Raw genomic sequence first — 20,347 nt, 5'->3', positions numbered from 1 at the left:
GCTGTGATTTTACGGCTTCGCTCATTAAGCGACGCGACTGCTCGCCAACTCAAGCGCCTTTTTCACCGCTTCGCGAATGTCTGCCAAGGAAAATGGTTTTTGCACCACATCAATAACAATTTTTTCAAGACCATCGGCCCGTTCGCGTTGGTCAGCATAACCGGTCATCAATAAGATTGGCAGGTGGTCATGGTCGCGCGCGACATTAAGAGCCAGCGCGATCCCATCCATAACAGGCATTTTGATGTCTGATAAAAGCAGATCAAATTTGCTGTCTTCTGCTAGAACATCAAGAGCATTGGCACCATCTTCAGCAGTGACTACCTCATGACCATCAATCATGAGTGCCCGTGATACGAAAGCTCTGACTGCTTCGTCATCTTCTGCAATTAATAAACGCGCCATACTACTTCGTTCCCGTCTTAAGCTTCACCCTCAACCACGCCAACATAAGGAAGTTCCCGAAAGGCGTGCGCTGAATCCATTCCATATCCAACCACAAAAGCATCAGGACATTCAAATCCGGTAAACGAAGCCTCTAAATCTGCAACTCTTTTTCGTGGTTTATCCAAAAGAGCGACGCAATCGGCGCGGTTAGCACCTCTTTTAAGCATCAAATCCCTAGCAAACTTAAGGGTTCTGCCAGACTCTAAGATATCATCAACCAATAAAACATCTCGTCCAGCAACATCTTCTTCAATGTCGCGTAAAACGGTTACTGTTCCATCAGATTGTTGGGAAGCGCCATAGCTCGATAATGACATGCATTCAACATAAGGCTCCATACCTGCATTATGCAAAGCACGAACAAGGTCAGCAGCAAACACGAAGCTGCCTTTTAAAATCATAATCACAAGCAGCTGTTCATAGCCCTCATTCGCGATCTCAACAGCAAGCGTTTGATTGCGTTTCGCAATGGTTGCTTCGTCAAACAAAACGCGAATATTTTTTCCTCGAACCAGAGGCATCGTGTCGCTCCTTACTCAGATGGTAAAGACCTATGCCACGGTGTTAGCCATCGGTAAAGCGTACAGATAGATTTCGACCAAGAGGGGGAGGGGCTGGCAGGCGACTTTGGAAGCGCGCAATGCCGCCTGGAACAATTGTTGGAACGGATAGTTCGTGGTTCCAAGCGTAGATTTCTTCATTGGTGTTGGTTTTAAGGCCAAACCGTAATTTAGGCGCTTGGGCAATCGTGCCTTTGATGTTTTGAATCTCGCCCGTAACGATTAAGACGGGGCCGGAGCTTTCAACAACGCGTTCTGAGCGTATCTCGCGAAACGCAAAGCCGCGCAAATTTACATCCAAACCAACCTTCGCATAGAGGCTCGCAAGGTCTGGCACTAAACGAACAATAGGTTCGCGAGCGTAAACAAGGCCCGCTAAAATAAGGATCGTTGCTGCGAAGGCTGTCGGCCGGAGAATAGCTGATATTTTTTGCTGTTGGCGCTCTCTTCGTTCAGTTTTGTCAAACCCAGGCTTTCGTTGCTGCGCCTGTTTATTGCGCATCAACGGATTTACCGGTTTAGGTCGAGGCATTTCCTGAGTGAGTGCGGGTAACTGTAATGAAACGTCACCACCTGGATCACCCTTCATTGGAGGCTGATCTTCTTCAAAATCCGCATCAATGGGTACATCGGTATTGGCAGTGGCTAATGTTGGTTTTGTTGTTTCAACAGTTCCAGCAGCAATATCTTCCGGTTTTACGTCATCGGTAATGCCAGTTGAGATCGAATCAAGTAAAGGATCAATGGTCTGCACGCTTTCGGCTTTAGCGAGCCACTTAATACCGCATGTTGCACATTTCACCTTTCGACCTTCTGCGCCGATCGAATTGTGAGGCAGTTCGTAAGAAGTACTACAAGAGGGGCACGTGATTTTTTGCATGGTTGATCCCATAATGTCTTATATGGTTGTTCACGTTTATGGTTAACAAGTTCCTAAAATCGATCTTTTCGCGTTGGAAAAATCGTCCAAACAATGATTTCATGACACATAAACAGCTCGGCGGTAAATTTCGTGACAATCGTTCAATTTGAAAATGTCGGATTACGGTATGGGATTGGCCCAGAGGTGCTGCGTGATGTCACCTTTGAAATCCCTGAAAAGTCGTTCCAATTTCTCACTGGCCCATCTGGCGCAGGTAAAACGTCTTTGCTGAAGCTTTTGTTTTTGTCCCTGAAGCCTTCACGAGGGCTTATCCGCATTTTCGATCAAGATGCCGCTACTCTTCCCAAAGATGAGCTTTTAAAATTACGTCGCCGCATTGGGATTGTGTTTCAAGAGTTTCGATTGCTCGATCATTTGACCACGTTTGAGAATGTTGCGTTGCCCTTGCGTGTTGCTGGACAAGAAGAAGCTAAATATCGCGCGGATGTAAAAGAGCTTTTAGAGTGGGTTGGTCTTGGCGATAAATTGAATGTTTTGCCGCCCATTTTATCTGGTGGTGAGAAACAACGTGCGGCCATTGCACGGGCTTTAATCTCACAACCGCAAATTTTGTTGGCAGATGAACCAACAGGCAATGTTGATCCCCCTCTTGCAAAACGTTTGTTGCGCCTGTTTCAAGAGCTTCATCGTTCTGGCACCTCTGTGGTGATTGCAACGCATGATATCAACTTGATGGATCAGTTTGATGCGCGTCGGTTGATTTTAGAAGAGGGGCGGTTGTTGATTTATGAATGATACTAAAGCCCCAAACGCTGAAAAAGGTGCAAATAGCGCGCAGCCTGCAAAGCGGCGAACTCTGCCCAAACTGAAAAATATGATCAGCAACCCAACTGACTATAGCTTGCTGTCGTCGTTGGTTGCCTCAATAGGCAGCCTATTTGGTGGCAAGAAGGGGCGAAATTCAATCGTTCCAGAACGCTCGGTCGCCAGCCAAACTTTGATGATTGTGGTTGCTATCATGAGCTTTCTCACCTGTCTCACCTTTGCGATGGTGACGATTGTTTGGCAACAAGCAACTGATTGGCAGGCTGATATCGCGCAGGAAGTAACTGTTCAGGTGCGCCCCGTTGATGGTGCAGTCTTTGAAGAGGAAATTCGTGAAGCCATCAAAATTTCGGAAGACACACCGGGCATCGCGAATGTTCAAATTGTCGATGATGAATGGTCTGAACGCCTTTTGCAGCCTTGGCTCGGTAATGAATTTGACCTTTCTGAGTTGCCAGTACCGCGTATGCTGGTGTTGGAACTTGACCAATCGCGGCGCGCTAATCTGCGTGGATTGGCCGAACGTCTTTCTGATAATGTGCAAGGCGCGTCCTTGAATGATCATCGCCTTTGGCTGGACCGTTTAAACTCGATGGCCAATACCACGGTAGCGGTGGGGGTTATCATAATGGGCTTGATGTTGACGGCCATGACACTGAGTGTGACCTTTGCGACTCATGGCGCGATGACCAGCAATAAAGAAGTGATAGAAGTGCTGCATTTTGTTGGAGGGCGTGACACCTTCATTGCAACAGAGTTTCAGCGGCGGTTTATGTCTTTAGGTCTAAAAGGCGGCGTTGCAGGTGGTGGAGTTGCAATATTGTGTTTCATCCTGCTCAACTTTTGGGGCAGGTTTTCGGTTGGCACACCGCAGGCCGATCAGATTTCAGCTTTATTTGGCAATTTTCAAATTGGTTGGTCTGCCTTTTTAGGAACTATATTCTTGATTATTATCGTTGCACTCTTAACAGCGGTAACCTGTCGTTTTGCTGTCATAAGATATTTGACAAAGATGACGTAATGGACGTTTATTTGCTACAGGGTAAGGGATAGATCAACGGTGGCAGAAGAAGGTATCGGCATTGAAGACCAGACAAATAATGGTCTTGAGGAAGGCGAGGTAGTTTCCAAGCCTAAGCGCTCCCTAATTCGGCGCGTTACCAGCTTTTGTTGGTCGCTCACTTTGCTTGGCGCATTCATTGGTTTTGGCGTGCTTGTGGGCGGTTTTATTCGTTACGCTTCAATTGTCACGTCGCCTGTCCCCCATCCTGCAACCAAAGCGGACGGGATTGTTGTTTTAACCGGTGGTGAAAATAGGTTGCGCGAAGGTGCTTCGTTGTTTTCAAAAGGCGCGAGTGAGCGTTTGCTGGTGACGGGTGTAAACCCAACGCTTTCATTATCCTCTTTTCAAAAAGTACTTGGCCTTCCAATGGATGCGGTGGATTGTTGCGTTGCCATTGATCGTGCCGCGACCGACACGATTGGTAATGCACTAGCAACCCGTCAATGGAACAAACAGTTGGACGCTAAGTCATTGATTGTTGTGACAGGTGCCCTTCATATGCCACGTGCAATCAAAGAGCTCTCCCATGCACTCCCTGACGTGAAGCTTATTGCGGCTCCTGTTAATGTGCCAGAAGGTGAAGCATGGTGGCGAAATCGCGCGCGATTGAGGGATATGGTGCGTGAATATATGAAATTTTCCGTGATTATTACCCGTGATGTTTTAAACCATGTCATGGATTGGCCTTGGCCGACAATGCCGGGGCGGAATGTGAGCTCTGATGCTTTGATCAAAAGCGTCAACTACACGAAAGAACTTGAACCCAACCCCGTCAGTCGTTAAGCCATAACCACTTCAATTGAGAGTGGCCCATGACTTTTATTCGTTCCATCATCTGTCAGATCGTCTTTTATCTTAACTTCTTGTGCTTTGGCGGGATGTGTTTTTTCGTCCTATTCTTCCCACAAAGGTGGGTTTATCTGTACGCCATTCATTGGAAACGTGTGACCATGTTTTTATGGATGCTCACGACCAATTCCACGATTGAGATTAGAGGCGAAGAGAATATCCCTGAGGGTGGGTTTATTGTCGCGTCTAAACACCAGTCCACATGGGAAACGCTGGCGTTTGGTACTTTGCTCGACAAAATCGTTTTCATCATGAAGCAAGAGCTTATGTATTTGCCGATGTTTGGTTGGTTTACATGGCGAACAGGGATGATCCCAATCAAAAGGGAAGATAAGGGCAAAGTTGTTGGCCCAATGACGAGAGCGGCAAAAAAGGCTGTCGATAAAGGCCACCGCATTATCATCTTCATGGAAGGCACACGGGTTTCTGCCGGTAAAAAGGGCCGTTACCGCACAGGTGCTGCAAGGCTTGGTGAATCGCTTGATTGCGCAATTGTGCCTGTTGCGCTGAACGCTGGTTTGTTTTGGCCACGTAACTCTTTTTGGCGCTATTCGGGCAATCTAATTGTCGAATACCTTCCGCCGATCCAGCCTGGGAAACCAGTTCGGGAAGTAATGGCAATTTTGGAGCGGGATGTCGAAGAGGCAAGCAACAGGTTATTGCTTGAAACTGCGGCAACACCAAACCCACCGCCAAGCATTCATGCAGCACTTGATGAACTTGAAAAGCGTGGCGTTGATATCAGCTCAGTGCGACCGAGTGCCTCCAAGCCGTCCTAAGTCCCCATCAAATAGGCTTTTTTAAAAGCCCATTGAACAACCGTCTTTGCGTGGGTCTGAACCAGCAATCAGGACGCCATTTTCATGGTCGATCTGAATGATCTGGCCGCCGCCATGTGGTGAGCTTGTCCAGCCAACTGGATGACCCTTTGCTTTCATGCCTTCAAGCACGAATGGTTCCAATGTAGGTTCCAGCATCATGGTGCCATCTTCATCCCAGAACACACGCGGGCTTTCTAGCGCTTCTTGTGGGTCCATGCCGAAGTCCAGCATATTGGTGATGACGTGGGCATGGCCTGCTGGTTGATATTGGCCACCCATAACACCAAAGCAATGCTGCACTTTGCCGTCTTTCATGCTCATGGCTGGAATGATGGTGTGTAGTGGGCGCTTGCCACCTTCAATGGTGTTGGGATGACCTGCTTCCACACGGAAACCACCGCCACGATTTTGCAAGGTGATGCCAGTTTTATCGGTAATGATGCCGGAGCCAAAATCTTTGAAGACTGAGTTGATCAGTGAAATCGCCATGCCATCACGGTCAACACAAGATAAGTAAATCGTGTCGCTGCCTGCATTCGGATTAGGATCAGGCAATTTTTCATTGCGCTTTGTCGGGTCAATCGTTGCAGACAGGCCTTTGGCAAAAGCTTTATCGATCAAGGCTTCAACCGTAACATTCATCGTGGATGGGTCACCAATATGCGTGTCGCGGATTGCGTAACCGATACGGGCTGCTTCCATTTCGAGGTGGAAGCGTTCAGGGCCGTGCGGGTCCAGCGCGTCGAGATCGAAGCGCTCTAGCAGATTTAGAATAATTTGCGCTGTGATGCCCGTGCCATTTGGCGGTAATTCAGCAAGCTGAATGTCGCGGTAGTTAGAAAAAACAGGATTTTCAATGATGACTTCGTGGTTCGCAAGGTCTTCCTCGCTCATCACACCGCCGCGTGCTTTGAGTTCTGCAACAATGTCAGCAGCAACCGCACCTTCATAAAAGCCTTTGGAACCCTGCTTGGCGATTGTCTTCAAGGTCGCAGCCAAGGCAGGGAGCTTGTGAATAGATCCAAGCGATGGCGCCTTGCCATTGACGAGGTAATTATGTGACCCGCCGCCTTGGCTGACAAGTTTGTCTTGGGCGACATTCCAGTCATACCAAACCCGTGGAGCGACGACGAAACCGTTTTCAGCCGCGTTGATAGCGGGCTGTAAGGCTTCTTCCATGCCAATTGTGCCATGGCTTGCAAGCAGACTTTCCCAGCATTTGATCACGCCGGGTACGGTAACAGAATGAGGGGAGAGCGTGTCCATCTCGCTCCAGCCTTGGCTCGCCAACATTTCAGTTGAAAGGGCGCTCGCGGCACGGCCAGATGAATTGAGACCGTAAAGCGGTTTGCCTGGTTTTGCGACAATTGCAAAGCCATCACCGCCAATTGCTGTCATGGCAGGTTCAACCACGGCCAACACCATCGCAGCGGTGACACCAGCATCAACAGCATTGCCACCACGCCTTAAAACGGCGAGGCCTGCTTCTGTTGCCAAGGGGTGCGATGTGGAAAGGGCTGCATTAGCTGCGTAAATTGGAGAGCGTTTTGGATCATGAAAATCGCGCATGGTGTGTCCAGTCTTGAAAATAACAGGCGTTTGCGACAAGTTAACTCAATACAGATCGCAAATCATGTGTTTTTAATTGCAAAATTGTAAAAACACATATTCCTTGAGGTTGGCAATGTACTCTTGTCTCCTTGTCGAGATTTAACGTAGAAACAGCGATAAGAATTACTGGTTAGGAGACCAACAATGGGAAATGTGACTTTGGCGCAAGCCAATAAAATTATTGATGCGGCTTTGGCTAAAGGCAGTGAACTTGGTTTGAAACCATTGACAGTTTCGGTTCTTGATGCGGGCGGGCATCTGAAAGCTCTCGGCAGACAAGATGGCGCATCAACGTTGCGCCCCGATGTTGCAACTGGCAAAGCCTTTGGCTGTATTTCGCTTGGTGTTGGTGGGCGCTGGCTCAATCAAAATGGTATCGACCGTCCACACTTCATGGATGGCGTTGTGGCGGCATCCGGCGGCAAGATCATTCCCGTTCCAGGTGGCGTGCTGATCCGTGATGGTGGCGCGATTATTGGCGCTGTGGGTATTACAGGCGACACATCAGACAATGATGAAGCGGCGGCTGTTGCAGGTATCGAAGCTGCTGGTCTCTCAGCAGACTGTGGCTAATCAATCTATCTTTCAAAATAAAAGCCCGGATGATTGTCGATCATCCGGGCTTTTTTAATTGGATCGTTGAGCTTTTTATATGCCGCGATCAAAAGTAACATCGCGTGATGCGACGCGGATAGAGATCGTGTAACCCGCAACAACGTCTAAGAACGCGATAAACATCAAAATGAAGAATGTTGATGTTGCCGCATTCGGTTCAATGATGAATTGCACCAGAAAAATAATGAAAACGAAAGTGGAAAGCAGGTGATCAAGAATGGTTGCTTGTGCCGTTCTGGTTGCTTTTAAGATTTCGAAAAACAAGAGCGTCAGTCCTAAACTGACTAGAAGACCGCCACGCGACAGCACAAATTCAGCACCAGAGGGTAGATTAATGCCCAACGCTTGAGCGCCCCAAACATTGCCAACTGTGGAAATGAATCCAAGGCTATAGAGATTGTAAATCACCAACGGGATGAGGAGCAGTGGGAAATGTCTAATGAGTGTCATGAGGCCTCCTTGAGGCAGAGCTGTTGGGAATCAACTGATTCGATTGGCCCTATCGTGCATTCAGGCATAAAAAAAGCCAGCAAAAGCTGGCTTTTTTAAGAGGTTTAATGCTTGAGCCTAGACATCGTCTTTGGCATCAAGAACCTGACGACCGCGATACATGCCAGTTTTCAGGTCAATGTGGTGCGGACGGCGCAATTCGCCAGAATCCTTGTCTTCCACATATGTAGGGTTTTTGAGCGCGTCAGTAGAACGACGATGACCGCGTTTCATGCGGGAAATTTTACTCTTTGGTACGGCCATGTTGGGCTCCAGTTTGTTCTTCTAAAAGACAGGCCGCTCTATCGCTCACGCGTGGGGCCGTCTCACATCAAATTCGAAAGCGTGCTGGCTTATACAGTCAAATGGTGGTTTTGACTAGGGGTTTGTTGGAAAAAAACGACATGTCTAATTTGCTTTCAAACATCCCACATAAGGACCGGCGGCTCTGGCCCGTGAAATGATCTTGTTTCCGAGCCGTTTCAACCCTCTGGAAGGCTTGCCAGCACTGCGTTTTATGGGGTTTGGAAGCGAAACGGCAAGCAGCGCGGATTGAGTGCGATTGAGCTTTTTGGCGGCTCTTTTAAAATGATGTTGGCTTGCGGCTTCAATGCCATAAATGCCGTCACCCCACTCAGCAATGTTGAGATAGACTTCCATGGTGCGTCGTTTCGACCAAATCAGGTCGATATAAAGCGCAAGAGGGAGTTCCAACGCTTTTCTGACATAAGAACGGCTATTCCATAAAAATAAATTCTTGGCGACTTGCATGGTCATAGTGCTCGCCCCACGCCCGCGCCCCCCTTTTTGGATGCTGCTCCAAGCTTTTTTCATTTCCACCCAGTCAACGCCACCGTGAATACAATGGCGAGAATCTTCTGAAACCATAACTGAATGAATAGCGACGGTAGAAATCTCGTCGAGAGGCACCCAGTCGCGTTTATACCCTTTCAAGGTCACGAGGTCTTTTATCATCAAGGTCGAAACCGGCGGCACGACCGAATAAAGCGGGACTAAAATCAAGGGAAGCGCCACCAACACAAGACCAATCTTAACAAGGCCACCCATAAGGCGCCGCCAAAACGGTTTGCGGGTCCGCTTGGTCGCTTTCTTAGCGCGTTTTTTGGTTGGTTGCTTCGTCACTGTATGGAGATCCTGATTTATCGCTTTAAATAAGGGCTTCCTTGGGAAATTGCAAAAGTGAGGTCTGAAAACTTGATCACGCACCCCTTTGCACCTGCATCAAAATCGTGAAATAACAACGATCAATTCTTACGAAAATAAAAAGTTGCTCTTATGACGTCATCCGCTGCTGCCTTTCAAGACCGCCTTAAACATGTTGCTTCCCTTGTTGAGGCTGATCTCACCAAGTATCTGACCTTCACGCCGCCTGCTGGTATTGGCTGGCCTGACCGCTTATTTGAAGCCATGCGTTATGCAAGCCTCAATGGTGGTAAGCGGGTTCGGCCTTTTATGGTGATCGAAACGGCCCGTCTGTTCGGTGTTGAAAATGAAGGTGTGCGCCGTGCAGCGACAGCTCTTGAGTGCATTCATTGTTATTCCCTCGTGCATGATGATCTGCCAGCGATGGATGATGATGATCTTCGCCGTGGGGTTCCAACCACCCACAAGAAATATGATGAAGCAACGGCTATTTTGGCAGGGGACGGCTTGTTGACACAGGCTTTTGTCATTCTGTCTTCTGAAGAAACGCACAGTGATGCGGCCATTCGCTCCGCATTGGTGCAAAGCCTCTCAGTGGCGGCTGGGCCTATCGGTATGGTAGGCGGTCAAATGCTTGATATTGACGCTGAGCACAATGAAAAGAGCGAGAAAGAAGTGCGGACTTTACAAGCCATGAAAACCGGCGCTTTGCTCCGTACGGGTTGTGACATGGGTGCAATCGTTGCGGGCGCCAATGAGGCAGACCGTCAAACGCTTGTGCGCTTTGGTGGAGTGGTTGGTCTTACCTTCCAACTGGCTGATGATTTGCTTGATGCGACAGCCGATGCTGAAACCATGGGCAAGGCGACCGGCAAAGATGCTGAACAAGGCAAAGCCACACTTGTTGGATTGCATGGCATTGATGGTGTTCGTGCGCTTTTGAAAGAACAGGTTGAAGAAGCTGAAAAGCTATTGGCACCCTATGGTGACAAGGCAGACACATTGCGCGAGATGGCACGTTTTATTGCGAACCGTGCACACTAATTGATATTTTGAAGAGAAGGCAGATCAGATAATGGCAATGTCGCGTGCAGAAAGACGACGAGCTGAAAAACTGGCTAAGAAAAACCAGCTAGGAAAGACCGATGGCCAGCCTAACCTTCAGCTTATCCTTCAAGATGCAGTGAAAGATCGACAAGCTGGACGTCTTGAGCAGGCGCTTGCTGGGTTTAAACTGATCCTTAAACATGAGCCAAACCGCAATGTTGCACGGGTTGTGGCTGCAACCGTTGCATTCGATCTGCAGCAGTATAAAGAAGCGGCTTCCCTTTATGGTGCCGCCGTCAAACAAGAACCTGAGAACGCTAAAGCTCAATTTGGCTTAGCACTTGCCCATAAAACGCTTGGCGCTTTTAATAAGGCAGCAACAGCGGCTCGCGCGGCTGTTGAATTAAGCCAAGGAGCTGCTGAACCGCTTCGCTTGCTGATAGAGCTTTTATGGGTCGTTGGCGATACGAAAGAAATTCCAGAGTTTTGCCGTAAGCTTTTAAAGCATGAACCGCATCGCACAGACACGGCAATGTTTGAAGGCATGGCTTATTATCATCAAGGTGAGCGCGAAAAAGGGCGCGCCGTATTTGCGTTTGACGATTTGGTGGAGGTCCATGATTTGGAAGCACCAGAAGGTTATGCGGATATGAAAGCCTTTAATAAGGCGCTTGCTGACCACGTTGTTAATCACCCAACAATGGCGGTGCCTGATAAGGACCACCCGACTTATCACAATGACCAGTTGAATATTACGCGCGAACTTATTGGCCCGAATGCTAAAGATGATGCGGGGCCTGTTGCGGATTTAGAGACAATGATTGCGGCGAAAGTTGATGATTACTTATCGCGCAAACGGGCTGAGGTTGATCATGATTTTATCAAGCGTTGGCCAGAAAAATCTCGATTGACGTCATGGGGTACGTTGCTTAAGGGGTGCGGTAATCTAGTGCCTCATATCCACCTCGATGGTTATTTGGGCATGGTCTATTATCCTGAATTGCCATCTGAAATGCAGGCAGATGAAGCCAATAGTGGCGAAGATCAGCGCGGGTTTTTACAACTTGGCTATCCGCCAGAAGATTTTCCCGTCGCCGTTGAGTCCGATACCTATACGATTCAGCCAAAGGAAGGGCGCTTGATCATCTTCCCAGGGTACTTCTTCCACAACACGGTGCCGTTTGAATCGAAGGATCGCCGAATTTCAATTGCTTTTGACGTGGTGGCTGAAAAATAATGGTTCAGTGAAATTATTCCCACTGATAGGCGTATTTCGATCACATTTGATGTTGAAAATGCATCAATAGATTGTGAGAGCGACTATGAGTAATATTTTGTTAATACTAACATTGTCTGAGTATCGTTTAAGTAATTCCATTCAAACCTAATTCGGAGCGCCGATATGGTCAGGTCTTTTCTACGTTCTCTTTGTGTCACGACAGTCGCTTTGTCAGTGGTCGGTTTTGCCGGTCTTGAGCAGGCTGGTGCTGCGACATATCAAGAAAAACTATCCGCTTATCGTACTGCCTACAATGCTTTTCAGGTGAAAACAAAACGCTATTGGGCGGAAATTGATCGACTGAAAGATGTTCGCACCAAACGTCGCAAGGCTGGCAAAGCCTTTAAACGTAAGCATTTTGTCTTGTCACAACCGCCGAAATACACGGGCCCAAAACGTCCTAAAAACCCGAATGCGGTGGCTTCAACTGGCAAGAAAAAGAAAAAACGCAGCACATTGCCACGTGCAGATGATTTACGTGCAGCAATGCGTGAAATCTATGGTGTGAAACTGCCGAAATATAGTGAGCGGGATTATAAATTTTCTTATGCGCTAGAAGCACAGCGACATGGCTTAACGGCTGAACAAGTGATTGGTGTTTACGCGCTTGAGACGGGCGGTCTTGGTCCTTATGACCGCGTTTCCGGTGAAATTCCGAGAATGAGCAGCAAATGTACGGTTAAAAGCTACGTTGGACGTCCGCTTTCGACAGCGCTTGGTTATTTTCAGCTTCTCAATGCAAACACTTCAAGCACCGTGCATGGCAACATGAAGGGTCCTGAAGCAAAACGCATTTCTACCCGCCTTCGTGCTTTGGCAAAACAAAACAGAGGCAAGCGCAAGCGGGCACTGAAAGCGAAAGCAAAGCTGGTTGAGGTTATCAACGCTGATATGAAAAAATATATTGCGCGTTACTCTGGCAGAAAGAACAATTGGGCAGAATTTCGTGCGCTAGGGCGAACCCAGCTTGGCCGTGCTATTCACGCGCTCAATCTTGATATTGATATCGGCCCGATGATTCAGGTAAGCAAACTGGCTTTTGTGCGTGATTATGCGGTGAGAAAAGGTCTTGGCAATGTGGCGAGTGATCGTCTGGAATTGATGAACCTTGTTGGCTATCCGCGTGGTGCCAAAATGCTGGAAGGCGAAGCCTTTTATGTGCCAACGGCTAACTTCGTCAAAGAAAATGAGCTTAAGGCAAATTACTCGGTTCTTGGCGATAAAACGGTTGAGCAATCAGTTGCAAAAATCCGCCGCATTATCGGCAAACGAAAAGAAGAATGCGGCTCCAAAGAATTCTTCAAAATGTGGAAGAAGGCGTCTTAACGCCTTTCCATTTGAATGCTCCTATTGCCCACCGGTACTGTTGTGTCGGTGGGTTTTTTATTGGGCAGGGCTTTAGCGGGTAGGAATAGGAACATCGCCCTTATAGTCGTAAAAGCCACGCCCCGTTTTGCGGCCTAGCCATCCCGCTTCAACATATTTCACCAGCAGCGGGCAAGGTCGGTATTTTGTGTCAGCCAAGCCCTCGTTGAGCACCTGCATAATCGATAAACACGTATCAAGGCCAATGAAGTCAGCCAGCTCTAATGGCCCCATGGGATGATTGGTGCCAAGCTTCATAGCCGTATCGATCGCTTCAATTGAACCAACACCTTCGTACAAAGTGTAGATTGCTTCATTGATCATCGGTAGCAAAATGCGGTTCACGATGAAGGCTGGAAAATCTTCTGAGACGGCGATGGTTTTGTTGAGACTGTCGATGAAACTCGTGCTTGATTTGAATGTCTCATCATTGGTGGCAATACCTCGGATCATCTCAACCAATTGCATTTTAGGAACTGGGTTCATGAAGTGAATACCCATGAAGCGTTCAGGTCTGTCGGAGGCGGAGGCCAGTCTTGTAATTGAAATTGACGACGTATTGCTTGCCAAAATTGCTTCAGGCTTCAGTGTTTTACATAGCTCTGTAAGAATTTGAATTTTGACTTTTTCATTTTCTGTTGCCGCTTCGATCACAAGATCACAATCGGAAAGGTCACTCATTGTAAGGGTTGAGCTGATGCGTTGAAGGCTTGCCTCAAAGTCTGCTTGTGAAATCTTTTCAGAAGCAACTAACCGTTGCAGCCCTTTGCTGATTGCAGCAGTACCTCGATCTAAACCGGCTTGATTTTGATCGTTTATAACGACCTGATATCCAGCCTGTGCAGAGATTTGAGCGATGCCTGCGCCCATTTGTCCCGCACCAATTATGCCGACAGATTTGATACTCATTTGATACTCGCGCTTGTTTCTAAGGGCACTCTTATGTGCATTTTGTCCCATTAGTTTACGCATAAAAAAATGCGGCGCAACATATGATGTTGCACCGCATTTTTAAGTTTTGATTTGAGCTTAACGGTTAACTAGAAACCGCTGCCTGAAATTCTGGCAATACATCAAACAAGTCAGCCACAAGGCCGTAATCAGCAACTTGGAAGATCGGTGCTTCGTCATCTTTGTTGATGGCAACGATTACTTTCGAGTCTTTCATACCGGCAAGGTGCTGAATAGCGCCTGAAATGCCGCATGCGATGTATAGGTCTGGTGCAACCACTTTACCAGTTTGGCCAACTTGCCAATCGTTTGGAGCGTAACCAGCATCAACTGCCGCACGTGAAGCGCCAATTGCTGCACCCAAAGCGTCAGCAACTGGAATGATCACTTCTTGGAACTTCTCAGCAGAACCAAGCGCGCGACCACCAGAGATGATGATTTTTGCGGATGTAAGTTCTGGGCGATCAGATTCTGAAAGCGCATTTTCCACGAAGCTTGAAAGAGCAGGGTCAGCAACCGCTGCAACGCTGTCGATACCAGCAGAGCCGCTACTACCAACCGCTTGGAAAGAAGCAGTTCGCACGGTAATTACGCGCTTTGAGTCTGTTGCTTGCACTGTCTGGATCGCGTTACCCGCGTAGATTGGGCGCTCAAACGTATCAGCGCTTTTCACGGCTGTGATTTCAGAAACCTGCATCACGTCCAACAAGGCTGCAACGCGCGGCAAGATGTTTTTGCCCGATGTTGTCGCTGGTGCAATGATGGTGTCATAGCTGTCTGCCATGGAAACGATCAGCGCAGCCATTGGCTCTGCAAGTTGAACAGCGAGTTCGTCTGCCTCAACCATAAGCACCTTAGCGGCACCATCAAGTTTTGCGGCTGCATCAGCGGCTGCTTGGCAGCCTTTGCCTGCAACAAGAATGTCTACAGCAGCGCCAATTTCAGCGGCTGCAGTCATTGCTTTTGCAGTTTCTTCAGATAGGCCGTCGTTTGAATGTTCGGCAATCAAAAGTGTTGTCATGTTCTTATTCCTCTCAATGCCTAAATTACGCTTGCTTCGTTTTTCAATTTGTCGACCAGTTCTGCAACTGAACCAACAATCACACCAGCCTGACGGGTTGGCGGCTCTGTTGTCTCAAGAACTTTAAGACGCGGTGCTGTATCAACGCCATAATCTGATGGTGCTTTTTCATCCAAAGGCTTTTTCTTCGCCTTCATGATGTTTGGTAGCGACGCATAGCGTGGTTCGTTGAGACGCAGATCAGTGGTCAAGATGGTTGGCATAGACACGTTGATTGTCTGCAAACCGCCATCGATCTCGCGTGTAACAACAGCTTTGTCGCCGTCGATTTCAAGTTTTGATGCAAAAGTTGCTTGCGACCAGCCAAGAAGCGCTGAAAGCATCTGACCTGTCTGGTTGCTGTCGTCATCAATCGCTTGCTTGCCAACGATGACAAGACCTGGATTTTCTTCGTCGACAACGCCTTTGAGGATTTTAGCAACAGCCAGTGGCTCCACTAGATCATCAGTTTTAACAAGGATTGCGCGATCAGCACCCATAGCAAGCGCTGTGCGGCATGTTTCTTGTGCCTGTTGTGGGCCGATTGAAACAACCACAACTTCATCCGCTTTGCCTGCTTCTTTAAGGCGCAGCGCTTCTTCGACGGAAATTTCGTCGAACGGGTTCATGGACATTTTAACGTTGGCGAGCTCGACGCCAGAGCCGTCGGCTTTCACACGGATTTTGACGTTGTAGTCAACAACCCTCTTTACGGGGACTAGAATTTTCATTTGTTTCCTTCCAGACGGTCTGTCTTACTCGCTAAGCGAACCTATTGTTCTTCTTCATATCATTTTGAAGCATAATGTGTTTATCGCTGATACGACAAATTCTTACACTTTCACGCATACTTTCATGCACCAAAAAAGTTGCGCAAAACTAGGGTGAGTAGAATTTACTGTCAACTTCCAATGGCTTTGGCAGAGCTCAATCCTAGTATCTATGTAAATAGTGAACGCTTACGTAAACGTCAATACAAGTAAATTTCACAAATTTGCGTTTTGGGTTTGCTAGAATACCCATAAGCAGGGCTACCCTGTTGTCGATTTGTCGAATAATGGCACATGCCGAAATCGTAAAAATAGGATCAAAATAGAGCCTGCTATGATGCCACCTAAATGAGCGCTCCATGATACCGAGCTTTCAGTCGCTGAGGTTTGATCGTAAATGAACATGGCGAATTGGTACACAACCCATAATCCAAGGCACCACATAGCGCTGATAGGTAAAGGGATGCGGGCAAAGAGCAACACCCAAACCTTTACGCGGGGGTGTAATATTAGATAGGCAGCGACAACACCTGCAACCGCGCCTGATGCCCCGACGAGTGGCGCTTCGTGATCTAAAAACAAAAGACTGTGCAAAAGGCCTGCAGCAGTGGCGCAAAGCAGATAAAAACAGAAATAACGCACATGACCCATGGCGTCTTCCACATTGTCACCGAAGACCCATAAAAACAGCATATTACCGATCAGATGTATCCAGTCACCGTGCAAGAAGGCATAGGTAAGATAAGTCGCTTCTTCGGGCACCCAAACCGCACTGGGAGGTAGTTCTTTAAAATCATTCACAACAGTCGGGATTAATCCCAGTGAAAACGCGACGTGATTGATGCCCAATGGTTTCTGGACCAGAACAAAAACGACGATGTTGATGGCAATAAATGCCCAGTTCACCCATGATCGCGATATATTGCGTAGCGGATTGCCGTCATAAAGCGGTATAAACATGTAAAGGTGGTCCTGATGCCCAATGTGCGAGGCATCATCTTTGACCCAGTGCACTTTGTAAAGTGAGGCGATGTACTTTGATCGATCTTGAAGCGGCAATCCATATTGTTGAATGCCATGCAGAAGGCGAGGTGGGCGATGTTATCATCGGTGGTGTGGCACCACCGGCGGGGGCGAGTGTTTGGGAACAGTCTCGGTTTATTGCTGATGATAATATGCTGCGGTCGTTTGTCTTAAATGAGCCGCGCGGCGGGGTTTTTCGCCACGTCAATTTGCTGGTCCCTCCCGTCTCTAAAAACGCCGATATGGGTTTCATTATTATGGAGCCAGAAGACACGCCGCCGATGTCTGGATCAAATTCGATTTGTGTTGCAACTGTTCTGCTCGAAGCCGGTATTTTGCCAATGAGTGAGCCGGAGACCATATTGCACCTTGAAGCCCCTGCTGGTGTCGTTGAGGTGCGGGCGGCGTGCAAAAATGGTAAGGTGGAGCACTGCACGCTTCAAAACGTCCCATCTTTTGTGGACCGCCTTGATGCGCCGCTGGAAGTGGAAGGGCATGGCACCTTAGCCGTCGATATTGCTTATGGTGGCGATAGTTTTGTCGTGGTTGATGCCAAAGCGCTCGGATTTGTAATTGCGCCAGATGAAGCACGTGACTTGGCCGAACTTGGTGTTGCAATTACGAAGGCTGCCAATGAGCAGCTTGGCTTTACCCATCCTGGGAACAAACAATGGGATCATATTTCCTTTTGCCAATTCGCCGCTCCCTTGCAGGTGATCGATGGCGTGAAACACGGCCGCAATGCCGTGGTTATTCAACCGGGAAAAATTGATAGAAGTCCGACAGGAACAGGCTGCTCGGCTCGCATGGCGATTTTGCGCGCGCGTGGCATGCTGGATGTGGGAGAGCCTTTTGTTGGCGTGTCGATTATTGGGTCTACATTTCAATGTAAGATCGAGCAGGAAACATTGATCGGCGATAAGCCTGCCATTGTTCCCACAGTGCAAGGTCGTGCATGGATTACGGGAACGCGGCAATTGGTTCGTAATTTGGAAGATCCTTATCCAGCTGGTTATCGTCTTTCTGACACATGGCCCATGCTTGAGAACTGAGAGATAGGGATTTGCTGATGAAAGTTGGCCAGAAAAACCTGATTACTGACGTTGAAGGTCTGCTTGTTGGTAATGCGTCTGACGATGTTTTGAAATCGGGGACAACAGTGCTGTTTGGTGATGAACCGTTTATCGCCTCTGTTGAGGTGATGGGCGGTGCGCCGGGTACGCGGGAGACGGACCTTTTGGCCGCTGATAAACTTGTAGAGCAGGTGGACGCTATAGTCTTGTCAGGTGGCTCTGCCTTTGGGCTTGATGCGGCAGGCGGCGTTGTTGATCGACTTTCTAAAATGGGGCGTGGTTATGCTGTGGGTGATAAAAACGTGCCCATCGTTCCTGCCGCTATTCATTTTGATCTCTTAAATGGTGGCAATAAAGAATGGGATGAAAACCCCTATCCGCTACTTGGTCGTGCGGCCCTTGAAAATGCGAGCTGCGATTTTGAACTTGGGACTGTAGGGGCTGGCACGGGCGCAATGGCTGCCATGCAAAAGGGTGGGCTTGGTTCGGCCTCTTTGGTTTTGGAAAATGGTATCACCGTTGGTGCTCTGGTCGTCGTTAATCCATTTGGGTCTGTTACCACACCTGATGGTGAGCACTTTTGGGCTGCCCCCTTTGAGATGGACAAGGAATTTGGTGGGCTTGGTGTTGACCCGCGTGCAGGCCTTGTACGTCGCCCTGAAAGCTTAAAGGTCGATGCCTTTAATCCGAGAGGTAACACGACAATCGCAATTGTTGCGACAGACGCTGACCTTACCAAGGCGCAAGCAAAGAGATTGGCAGTCGCCGCTCACGATGGGATTGCTCGTGCTATCGTACCTGCCCATAGCCCCGTTGATGGCGATTTGATTTTCTCTGTTTCTACTGCGAAAAAGTCGATGGAAAACCCAACCTATGATTTGCTCGAAATTGGTCATGCCGCAGCGCATTGTTTGACCCGAGCTATTGCGCGGGGTGTTTATCATGCGACGTCAATGCCCGATGATTTAATACCTGCCTTTAAAAAATAAACGCGCCACAAAGGCGCGTTCATGAAAACTTATGGTGTTTAATATCAACCGCTGGTTCTAAGGATGAAATCTGTACCACCTTCGCGGCTTGTCAGATCACTGAACCCTTTGTCAGAAATTGAAATTGACGTGCCCTTCGTAAGCAGGCCTTCAATGCGATCTCGCACTTCTTGCGGAATTTTAAAACGAGACAATACTTCGTTGATGTCTTTTTGAGCGGCTACATCGGTCTCGGTTACATTGAACTTGCGACGCTGCGATTTTGACAGGCGATCACGAAGGCTCATTGAAACCCAATTGGCGGTCCCATTATCTTTGTTGAGGCTGGTCAACGAAAGCAGATGAGCACCCAGTTCAAGGTGGCTATCTTTGATCTCGATTGGCGCGTCAAAAACAGGTTTGAAATCTTGGCGTACATAGATGCGGCCCGTTGGGATTTCGCCTTTGCCCGTGAAGCGACGAAGCTTTTTCACAAGCTCTAGAGTAACGCGACCTGTTGTCTCGTCGCCGATTAGCGTTTGAAAACGTTTGATTGCTGCTTTCGTGGAGCCGCCAAAAAAACCGTCTTCGTCACCGGCGTTCCAACCAAGCTCATTGAGCATTTGTTGAACTTGCAGTGTTTCATTGTTTTCTGCGCCACCACGTGTGATCAAGATGCGAAGTGGTGAATTACTTTTGCCATTGGACTTCTCAACTTTTTTGCCTTTGATGACAGTAAGACGAGAAAGAACAGCACTTGGGCGTTCTGCATCATTGGTTGAGCTGGCTTCATTGGATGCCAATTTATCGAGGATCTCGATTTTTGGCCGGAATAAAGCGTCATGTTGAACGGTGGTCGGCGCAACCGCACCACGCGATACAATGACATGGGCGCCGTATTGAGTCATTTTAAAGAGCTTAGCATCAAAACCGCGTGGTAGACGGATACAGCCATGGGAGGCTGGACGTCTTGGAACGCTGGTTGAGCCGTGAAGTGCAATGCCTGTCCATGTTAAACGCTGCATGTTCGGCATCGGCGCATTGTCATAAATATTTGAGAAATGCTTGCGGCGTTTTTGTAAAATTGAAAAAACACCAGTTGGTGTGGTGTAACCACTTTTACCGGTTGAGACGCGCGATTTCGCAATCACTTCAGTCCCATTGTAAACTTTTAATGTTTGGCTATTTCTATCGATGATAACGTGTGTCGCTACCTTCGATATATTTGCGGCAAAAGTAGGCGCAGCAACTAAGGTTGAAAGGCCTAATGCCATCGTAAGGTTTTTTATCAGCATAATATCCCCAATTTGTAATTTAATATAAAATTCAAATGCCCGAGAATTAGCCTTAGATAGAATGCACATAAGGCCATGCAAATTGATAAATCGCGTTTGAACAACGTTCAATCGAAATCGTAATTTTGGGGGGAAATATCGCTGAAACCAGTTAACGTGCGTACGTATATGCAACTTCTGGGTGTTTTT

22 protein-coding genes are annotated in these 20,347 nt (G+C 48.0%); 10 read left to right on the top strand and 12 right to left on the bottom strand.

Annotated elements, in window-relative coordinates:
• Window positions 1–24: 24 nt before the first annotated feature.
• From ABJO30_06485 to ABJO30_06475, 3 genes are read right to left on the bottom strand one after another with little or no spacing between them, the layout of a single operon-like run.
• Window positions 25–405, bottom strand: coding sequence for a response regulator (locus ABJO30_06485; GenBank protein ID MEP3232457.1), 381 nt, complete (start codon window positions 403–405; stop codon window positions 25–27).
• 17 nt (window positions 406–422) lie between these two features.
• On the bottom strand, window positions 423–968 hold the full coding sequence (hpt, locus tag ABJO30_06480) for a hypoxanthine phosphoribosyltransferase (GenBank protein ID MEP3232456.1): 546 nt from the start codon (window positions 966–968) through the stop codon (window positions 423–425).
• 43 nt (window positions 969–1,011) lie between these two features.
• Entirely contained in the window at window positions 1,012–1,887 is an 876-nt protein-coding gene (locus ABJO30_06475) for an MJ0042-type zinc finger domain-containing protein (protein MEP3232455.1), read from the bottom strand.
• 138 nt (window positions 1,888–2,025) lie between these two features.
• Between ABJO30_06475 and ftsE the strand changes: the two genes are divergently transcribed.
• From ftsE to ABJO30_06455, 4 genes are read left to right on the top strand one after another with little or no spacing between them, the layout of a single operon-like run.
• On the top strand, window positions 2,026–2,685 hold the full coding sequence (gene ftsE / locus ABJO30_06470; GenBank protein MEP3232454.1) for a cell division ATP-binding protein FtsE: 660 nt from the start codon (window positions 2,026–2,028) through the stop codon (window positions 2,683–2,685).
• The gene (locus ABJO30_06465; protein ID MEP3232453.1) at window positions 2,678–3,736 is read left to right on the top strand and encodes an ABC transporter permease; all 1,059 of its coding nucleotides are present in this window, start codon (window positions 2,678–2,680) and stop codon (window positions 3,734–3,736) included. Before ftsE ends, ABJO30_06465 begins: the two co-directional genes overlap by 8 nt.
• 39 nt (window positions 3,737–3,775) lie before the next feature.
• Window positions 3,776–4,561 (top strand): YdcF family protein, encoded by a 786-nt coding sequence (locus tag ABJO30_06460; GenBank protein ID MEP3232452.1) that lies wholly within the window; start codon window positions 3,776–3,778, stop codon window positions 4,559–4,561.
• A gap of 29 nt (window positions 4,562–4,590) precedes the next feature.
• On the top strand, window positions 4,591–5,406 hold the full coding sequence (locus ABJO30_06455; GenBank protein MEP3232451.1) for a lysophospholipid acyltransferase family protein: 816 nt from the start codon (window positions 4,591–4,593) through the stop codon (window positions 5,404–5,406).
• Between the two features lie 21 nt (window positions 5,407–5,427).
• Here ABJO30_06455 and ggt read toward each other — a convergent pair whose 3' ends face one another.
• Complete coding sequence (ggt, locus tag ABJO30_06450) at window positions 5,428–7,017, bottom strand: gamma-glutamyltransferase (GenBank protein MEP3232450.1); 1,590 nt, start codon at window positions 7,015–7,017, stop codon at window positions 5,428–5,430.
• Between the two features lie 186 nt (window positions 7,018–7,203).
• Between ggt and ABJO30_06445 the strand changes: the two genes are divergently transcribed.
• Window positions 7,204–7,632 (top strand): heme-binding protein, encoded by a 429-nt coding sequence (locus ABJO30_06445; GenBank protein ID MEP3232449.1) that lies wholly within the window; start codon window positions 7,204–7,206, stop codon window positions 7,630–7,632.
• A 75-nt stretch (window positions 7,633–7,707) separates the two neighbouring features.
• Here ABJO30_06445 and ABJO30_06440 read toward each other — a convergent pair whose 3' ends face one another.
• From ABJO30_06440 to mtgA, 3 genes are all read right to left on the bottom strand, one after another.
• A complete protein-coding gene (locus ABJO30_06440) occupies window positions 7,708–8,124 on the bottom strand; it encodes a hypothetical protein (GenBank protein ID MEP3232448.1) in 417 nt (138 codons plus the stop codon).
• A gap of 117 nt (window positions 8,125–8,241) precedes the next feature.
• The gene (gene rpmF / locus ABJO30_06435) at window positions 8,242–8,427 is read right to left on the bottom strand and encodes a 50S ribosomal protein L32 (GenBank protein ID MEP3232447.1); all 186 of its coding nucleotides are present in this window, start codon (window positions 8,425–8,427) and stop codon (window positions 8,242–8,244) included.
• Window positions 8,428–8,571: 144 nt separating this feature from the next.
• Window positions 8,572–9,231, bottom strand: coding sequence for a monofunctional biosynthetic peptidoglycan transglycosylase (mtgA, locus tag ABJO30_06430; GenBank protein ID MEP3232446.1), 660 nt, complete (start codon window positions 9,229–9,231; stop codon window positions 8,572–8,574).
• A 228-nt stretch (window positions 9,232–9,459) separates the two neighbouring features.
• Between mtgA and ABJO30_06425 the strand changes: the two genes are divergently transcribed.
• The 3 genes from ABJO30_06425 (at window position 9,460) to ABJO30_06415 (ending at window position 12,979) form a co-directional block, all read left to right on the top strand.
• A complete protein-coding gene (locus ABJO30_06425) occupies window positions 9,460–10,371 on the top strand; it encodes a polyprenyl synthetase family protein (protein ID MEP3232445.1) in 912 nt (303 codons plus the stop codon).
• A 31-nt stretch (window positions 10,372–10,402) separates the two neighbouring features.
• Window positions 10,403–11,611, top strand: a complete 1,209-nt coding sequence (locus ABJO30_06420) for a putative 2OG-Fe(II) oxygenase (GenBank protein MEP3232444.1) — start codon at window positions 10,403–10,405, stop codon at window positions 11,609–11,611.
• A gap of 165 nt (window positions 11,612–11,776) precedes the next feature.
• Complete coding sequence (locus ABJO30_06415) at window positions 11,777–12,979, top strand: hypothetical protein (protein MEP3232443.1); 1,203 nt, start codon at window positions 11,777–11,779, stop codon at window positions 12,977–12,979.
• A gap of 72 nt (window positions 12,980–13,051) precedes the next feature.
• Here ABJO30_06415 and ABJO30_06410 read toward each other — a convergent pair whose 3' ends face one another.
• From ABJO30_06410 to ABJO30_06395, 4 genes are all read right to left on the bottom strand, one after another.
• Entirely contained in the window at window positions 13,052–13,927 is an 876-nt protein-coding gene (locus tag ABJO30_06410) for a 3-hydroxybutyryl-CoA dehydrogenase (GenBank protein ID MEP3232442.1), read from the bottom strand.
• Window positions 13,928–14,054: 127 nt separating this feature from the next.
• Window positions 14,055–14,990, bottom strand: coding sequence for an electron transfer flavoprotein subunit alpha/FixB family protein (locus ABJO30_06405; protein MEP3232441.1), 936 nt, complete (start codon window positions 14,988–14,990; stop codon window positions 14,055–14,057).
• A 20-nt stretch (window positions 14,991–15,010) separates the two neighbouring features.
• The gene (locus ABJO30_06400) at window positions 15,011–15,760 is read right to left on the bottom strand and encodes an electron transfer flavoprotein subunit beta/FixA family protein (GenBank protein MEP3232440.1); all 750 of its coding nucleotides are present in this window, start codon (window positions 15,758–15,760) and stop codon (window positions 15,011–15,013) included.
• A gap of 300 nt (window positions 15,761–16,060) precedes the next feature.
• Entirely contained in the window at window positions 16,061–16,759 is a 699-nt protein-coding gene (locus ABJO30_06395) for a rhomboid family intramembrane serine protease (protein MEP3232439.1), read from the bottom strand.
• A gap of 80 nt (window positions 16,760–16,839) precedes the next feature.
• Between ABJO30_06395 and ABJO30_06390 the strand changes: the two genes are divergently transcribed.
• Complete coding sequence (locus ABJO30_06390; GenBank protein MEP3232438.1) at window positions 16,840–17,874, top strand: proline racemase family protein; 1,035 nt, start codon at window positions 16,840–16,842, stop codon at window positions 17,872–17,874.
• A gap of 14 nt (window positions 17,875–17,888) precedes the next feature.
• Window positions 17,889–18,884, top strand: coding sequence for a P1 family peptidase (locus tag ABJO30_06385; GenBank protein MEP3232437.1), 996 nt, complete (start codon window positions 17,889–17,891; stop codon window positions 18,882–18,884).
• A 44-nt stretch (window positions 18,885–18,928) separates the two neighbouring features.
• On the opposite strand, the gene ABJO30_06380 is transcribed toward ABJO30_06385, so the two are convergent.
• Entirely contained in the window at window positions 18,929–20,158 is a 1,230-nt protein-coding gene (locus tag ABJO30_06380; GenBank protein MEP3232436.1) for a L,D-transpeptidase family protein, read from the bottom strand.
• Window positions 20,159–20,347: the final 189 nt, after the last annotated feature.

This window comes from Hyphomicrobiales bacterium, from assembly GCA_039973685.1.
In the GTDB taxonomy this organism is placed as follows: domain Bacteria; phylum Pseudomonadota; class Alphaproteobacteria; order Rhizobiales; family JACESI01; genus JACESI01.
This window is presented reverse-complemented; position numbering and strand designations above follow the sequence as displayed.

What these genes read in the sequence shown, in the direction of transcription:
- ABJO30_06485 (MEP3232457.1), bottom strand. Translation starts at nt 405, where the DNA reads ATGGCGCGTTTATTAATTGCAGAAGATGACGAAGCAGTCAGAGCTTTC.
- hpt (MEP3232456.1), bottom strand. Translation starts at nt 968, where the DNA reads ATGCCTCTGGTTCGAGGAAAAAATATTCGCGTTTTGTTTGACGAAGCA.
- ABJO30_06475 (MEP3232455.1), bottom strand. Translation starts at nt 1,887, where the DNA reads ATGCAAAAAATCACGTGCCCCTCTTGTAGTACTTCTTACGAACTGCCT.
- ABJO30_06465 (MEP3232453.1), top strand. Translation starts at nt 2,678, where the DNA reads ATGAATGATACTAAAGCCCCAAACGCTGAAAAAGGTGCAAATAGCGCG.
- ABJO30_06455 (MEP3232451.1), top strand. Translation starts at nt 4,591, where the DNA reads ATGACTTTTATTCGTTCCATCATCTGTCAGATCGTCTTTTATCTTAAC.
- ggt (MEP3232450.1), bottom strand. Translation starts at nt 7,017, where the DNA reads ATGCGCGATTTTCATGATCCAAAACGCTCTCCAATTTACGCAGCTAAT.
- ABJO30_06445 (MEP3232449.1), top strand. Translation starts at nt 7,204, where the DNA reads ATGGGAAATGTGACTTTGGCGCAAGCCAATAAAATTATTGATGCGGCT.
- ABJO30_06440 (MEP3232448.1), bottom strand. Translation starts at nt 8,124, where the DNA reads ATGACACTCATTAGACATTTCCCACTGCTCCTCATCCCGTTGGTGATT.
- rpmF (MEP3232447.1), bottom strand. Translation starts at nt 8,427, where the DNA reads ATGGCCGTACCAAAGAGTAAAATTTCCCGCATGAAACGCGGTCATCGT.
- mtgA (MEP3232446.1), bottom strand. Translation starts at nt 9,231, where the DNA reads ATGGGTGGCCTTGTTAAGATTGGTCTTGTGTTGGTGGCGCTTCCCTTG.
- ABJO30_06425 (MEP3232445.1), top strand. Translation starts at nt 9,460, where the DNA reads ATGACGTCATCCGCTGCTGCCTTTCAAGACCGCCTTAAACATGTTGCT.
- ABJO30_06420 (MEP3232444.1), top strand. Translation starts at nt 10,403, where the DNA reads ATGGCAATGTCGCGTGCAGAAAGACGACGAGCTGAAAAACTGGCTAAG.
- ABJO30_06415 (MEP3232443.1), top strand. Translation starts at nt 11,777, where the DNA reads ATGGTCAGGTCTTTTCTACGTTCTCTTTGTGTCACGACAGTCGCTTTG.
- ABJO30_06410 (MEP3232442.1), bottom strand. Translation starts at nt 13,927, where the DNA reads ATGAGTATCAAATCTGTCGGCATAATTGGTGCGGGACAAATGGGCGCA.
- ABJO30_06405 (MEP3232441.1), bottom strand. Translation starts at nt 14,990, where the DNA reads ATGACAACACTTTTGATTGCCGAACATTCAAACGACGGCCTATCTGAA.
- ABJO30_06400 (MEP3232440.1), bottom strand. Translation starts at nt 15,760, where the DNA reads ATGAAAATTCTAGTCCCCGTAAAGAGGGTTGTTGACTACAACGTCAAA.
- ABJO30_06395 (MEP3232439.1), bottom strand. Translation starts at nt 16,759, where the DNA reads ATGTTTATACCGCTTTATGACGGCAATCCGCTACGCAATATATCGCGA.
- ABJO30_06380 (MEP3232436.1), bottom strand. Translation starts at nt 20,158, where the DNA reads ATGCTGATAAAAAACCTTACGATGGCATTAGGCCTTTCAACCTTAGTT.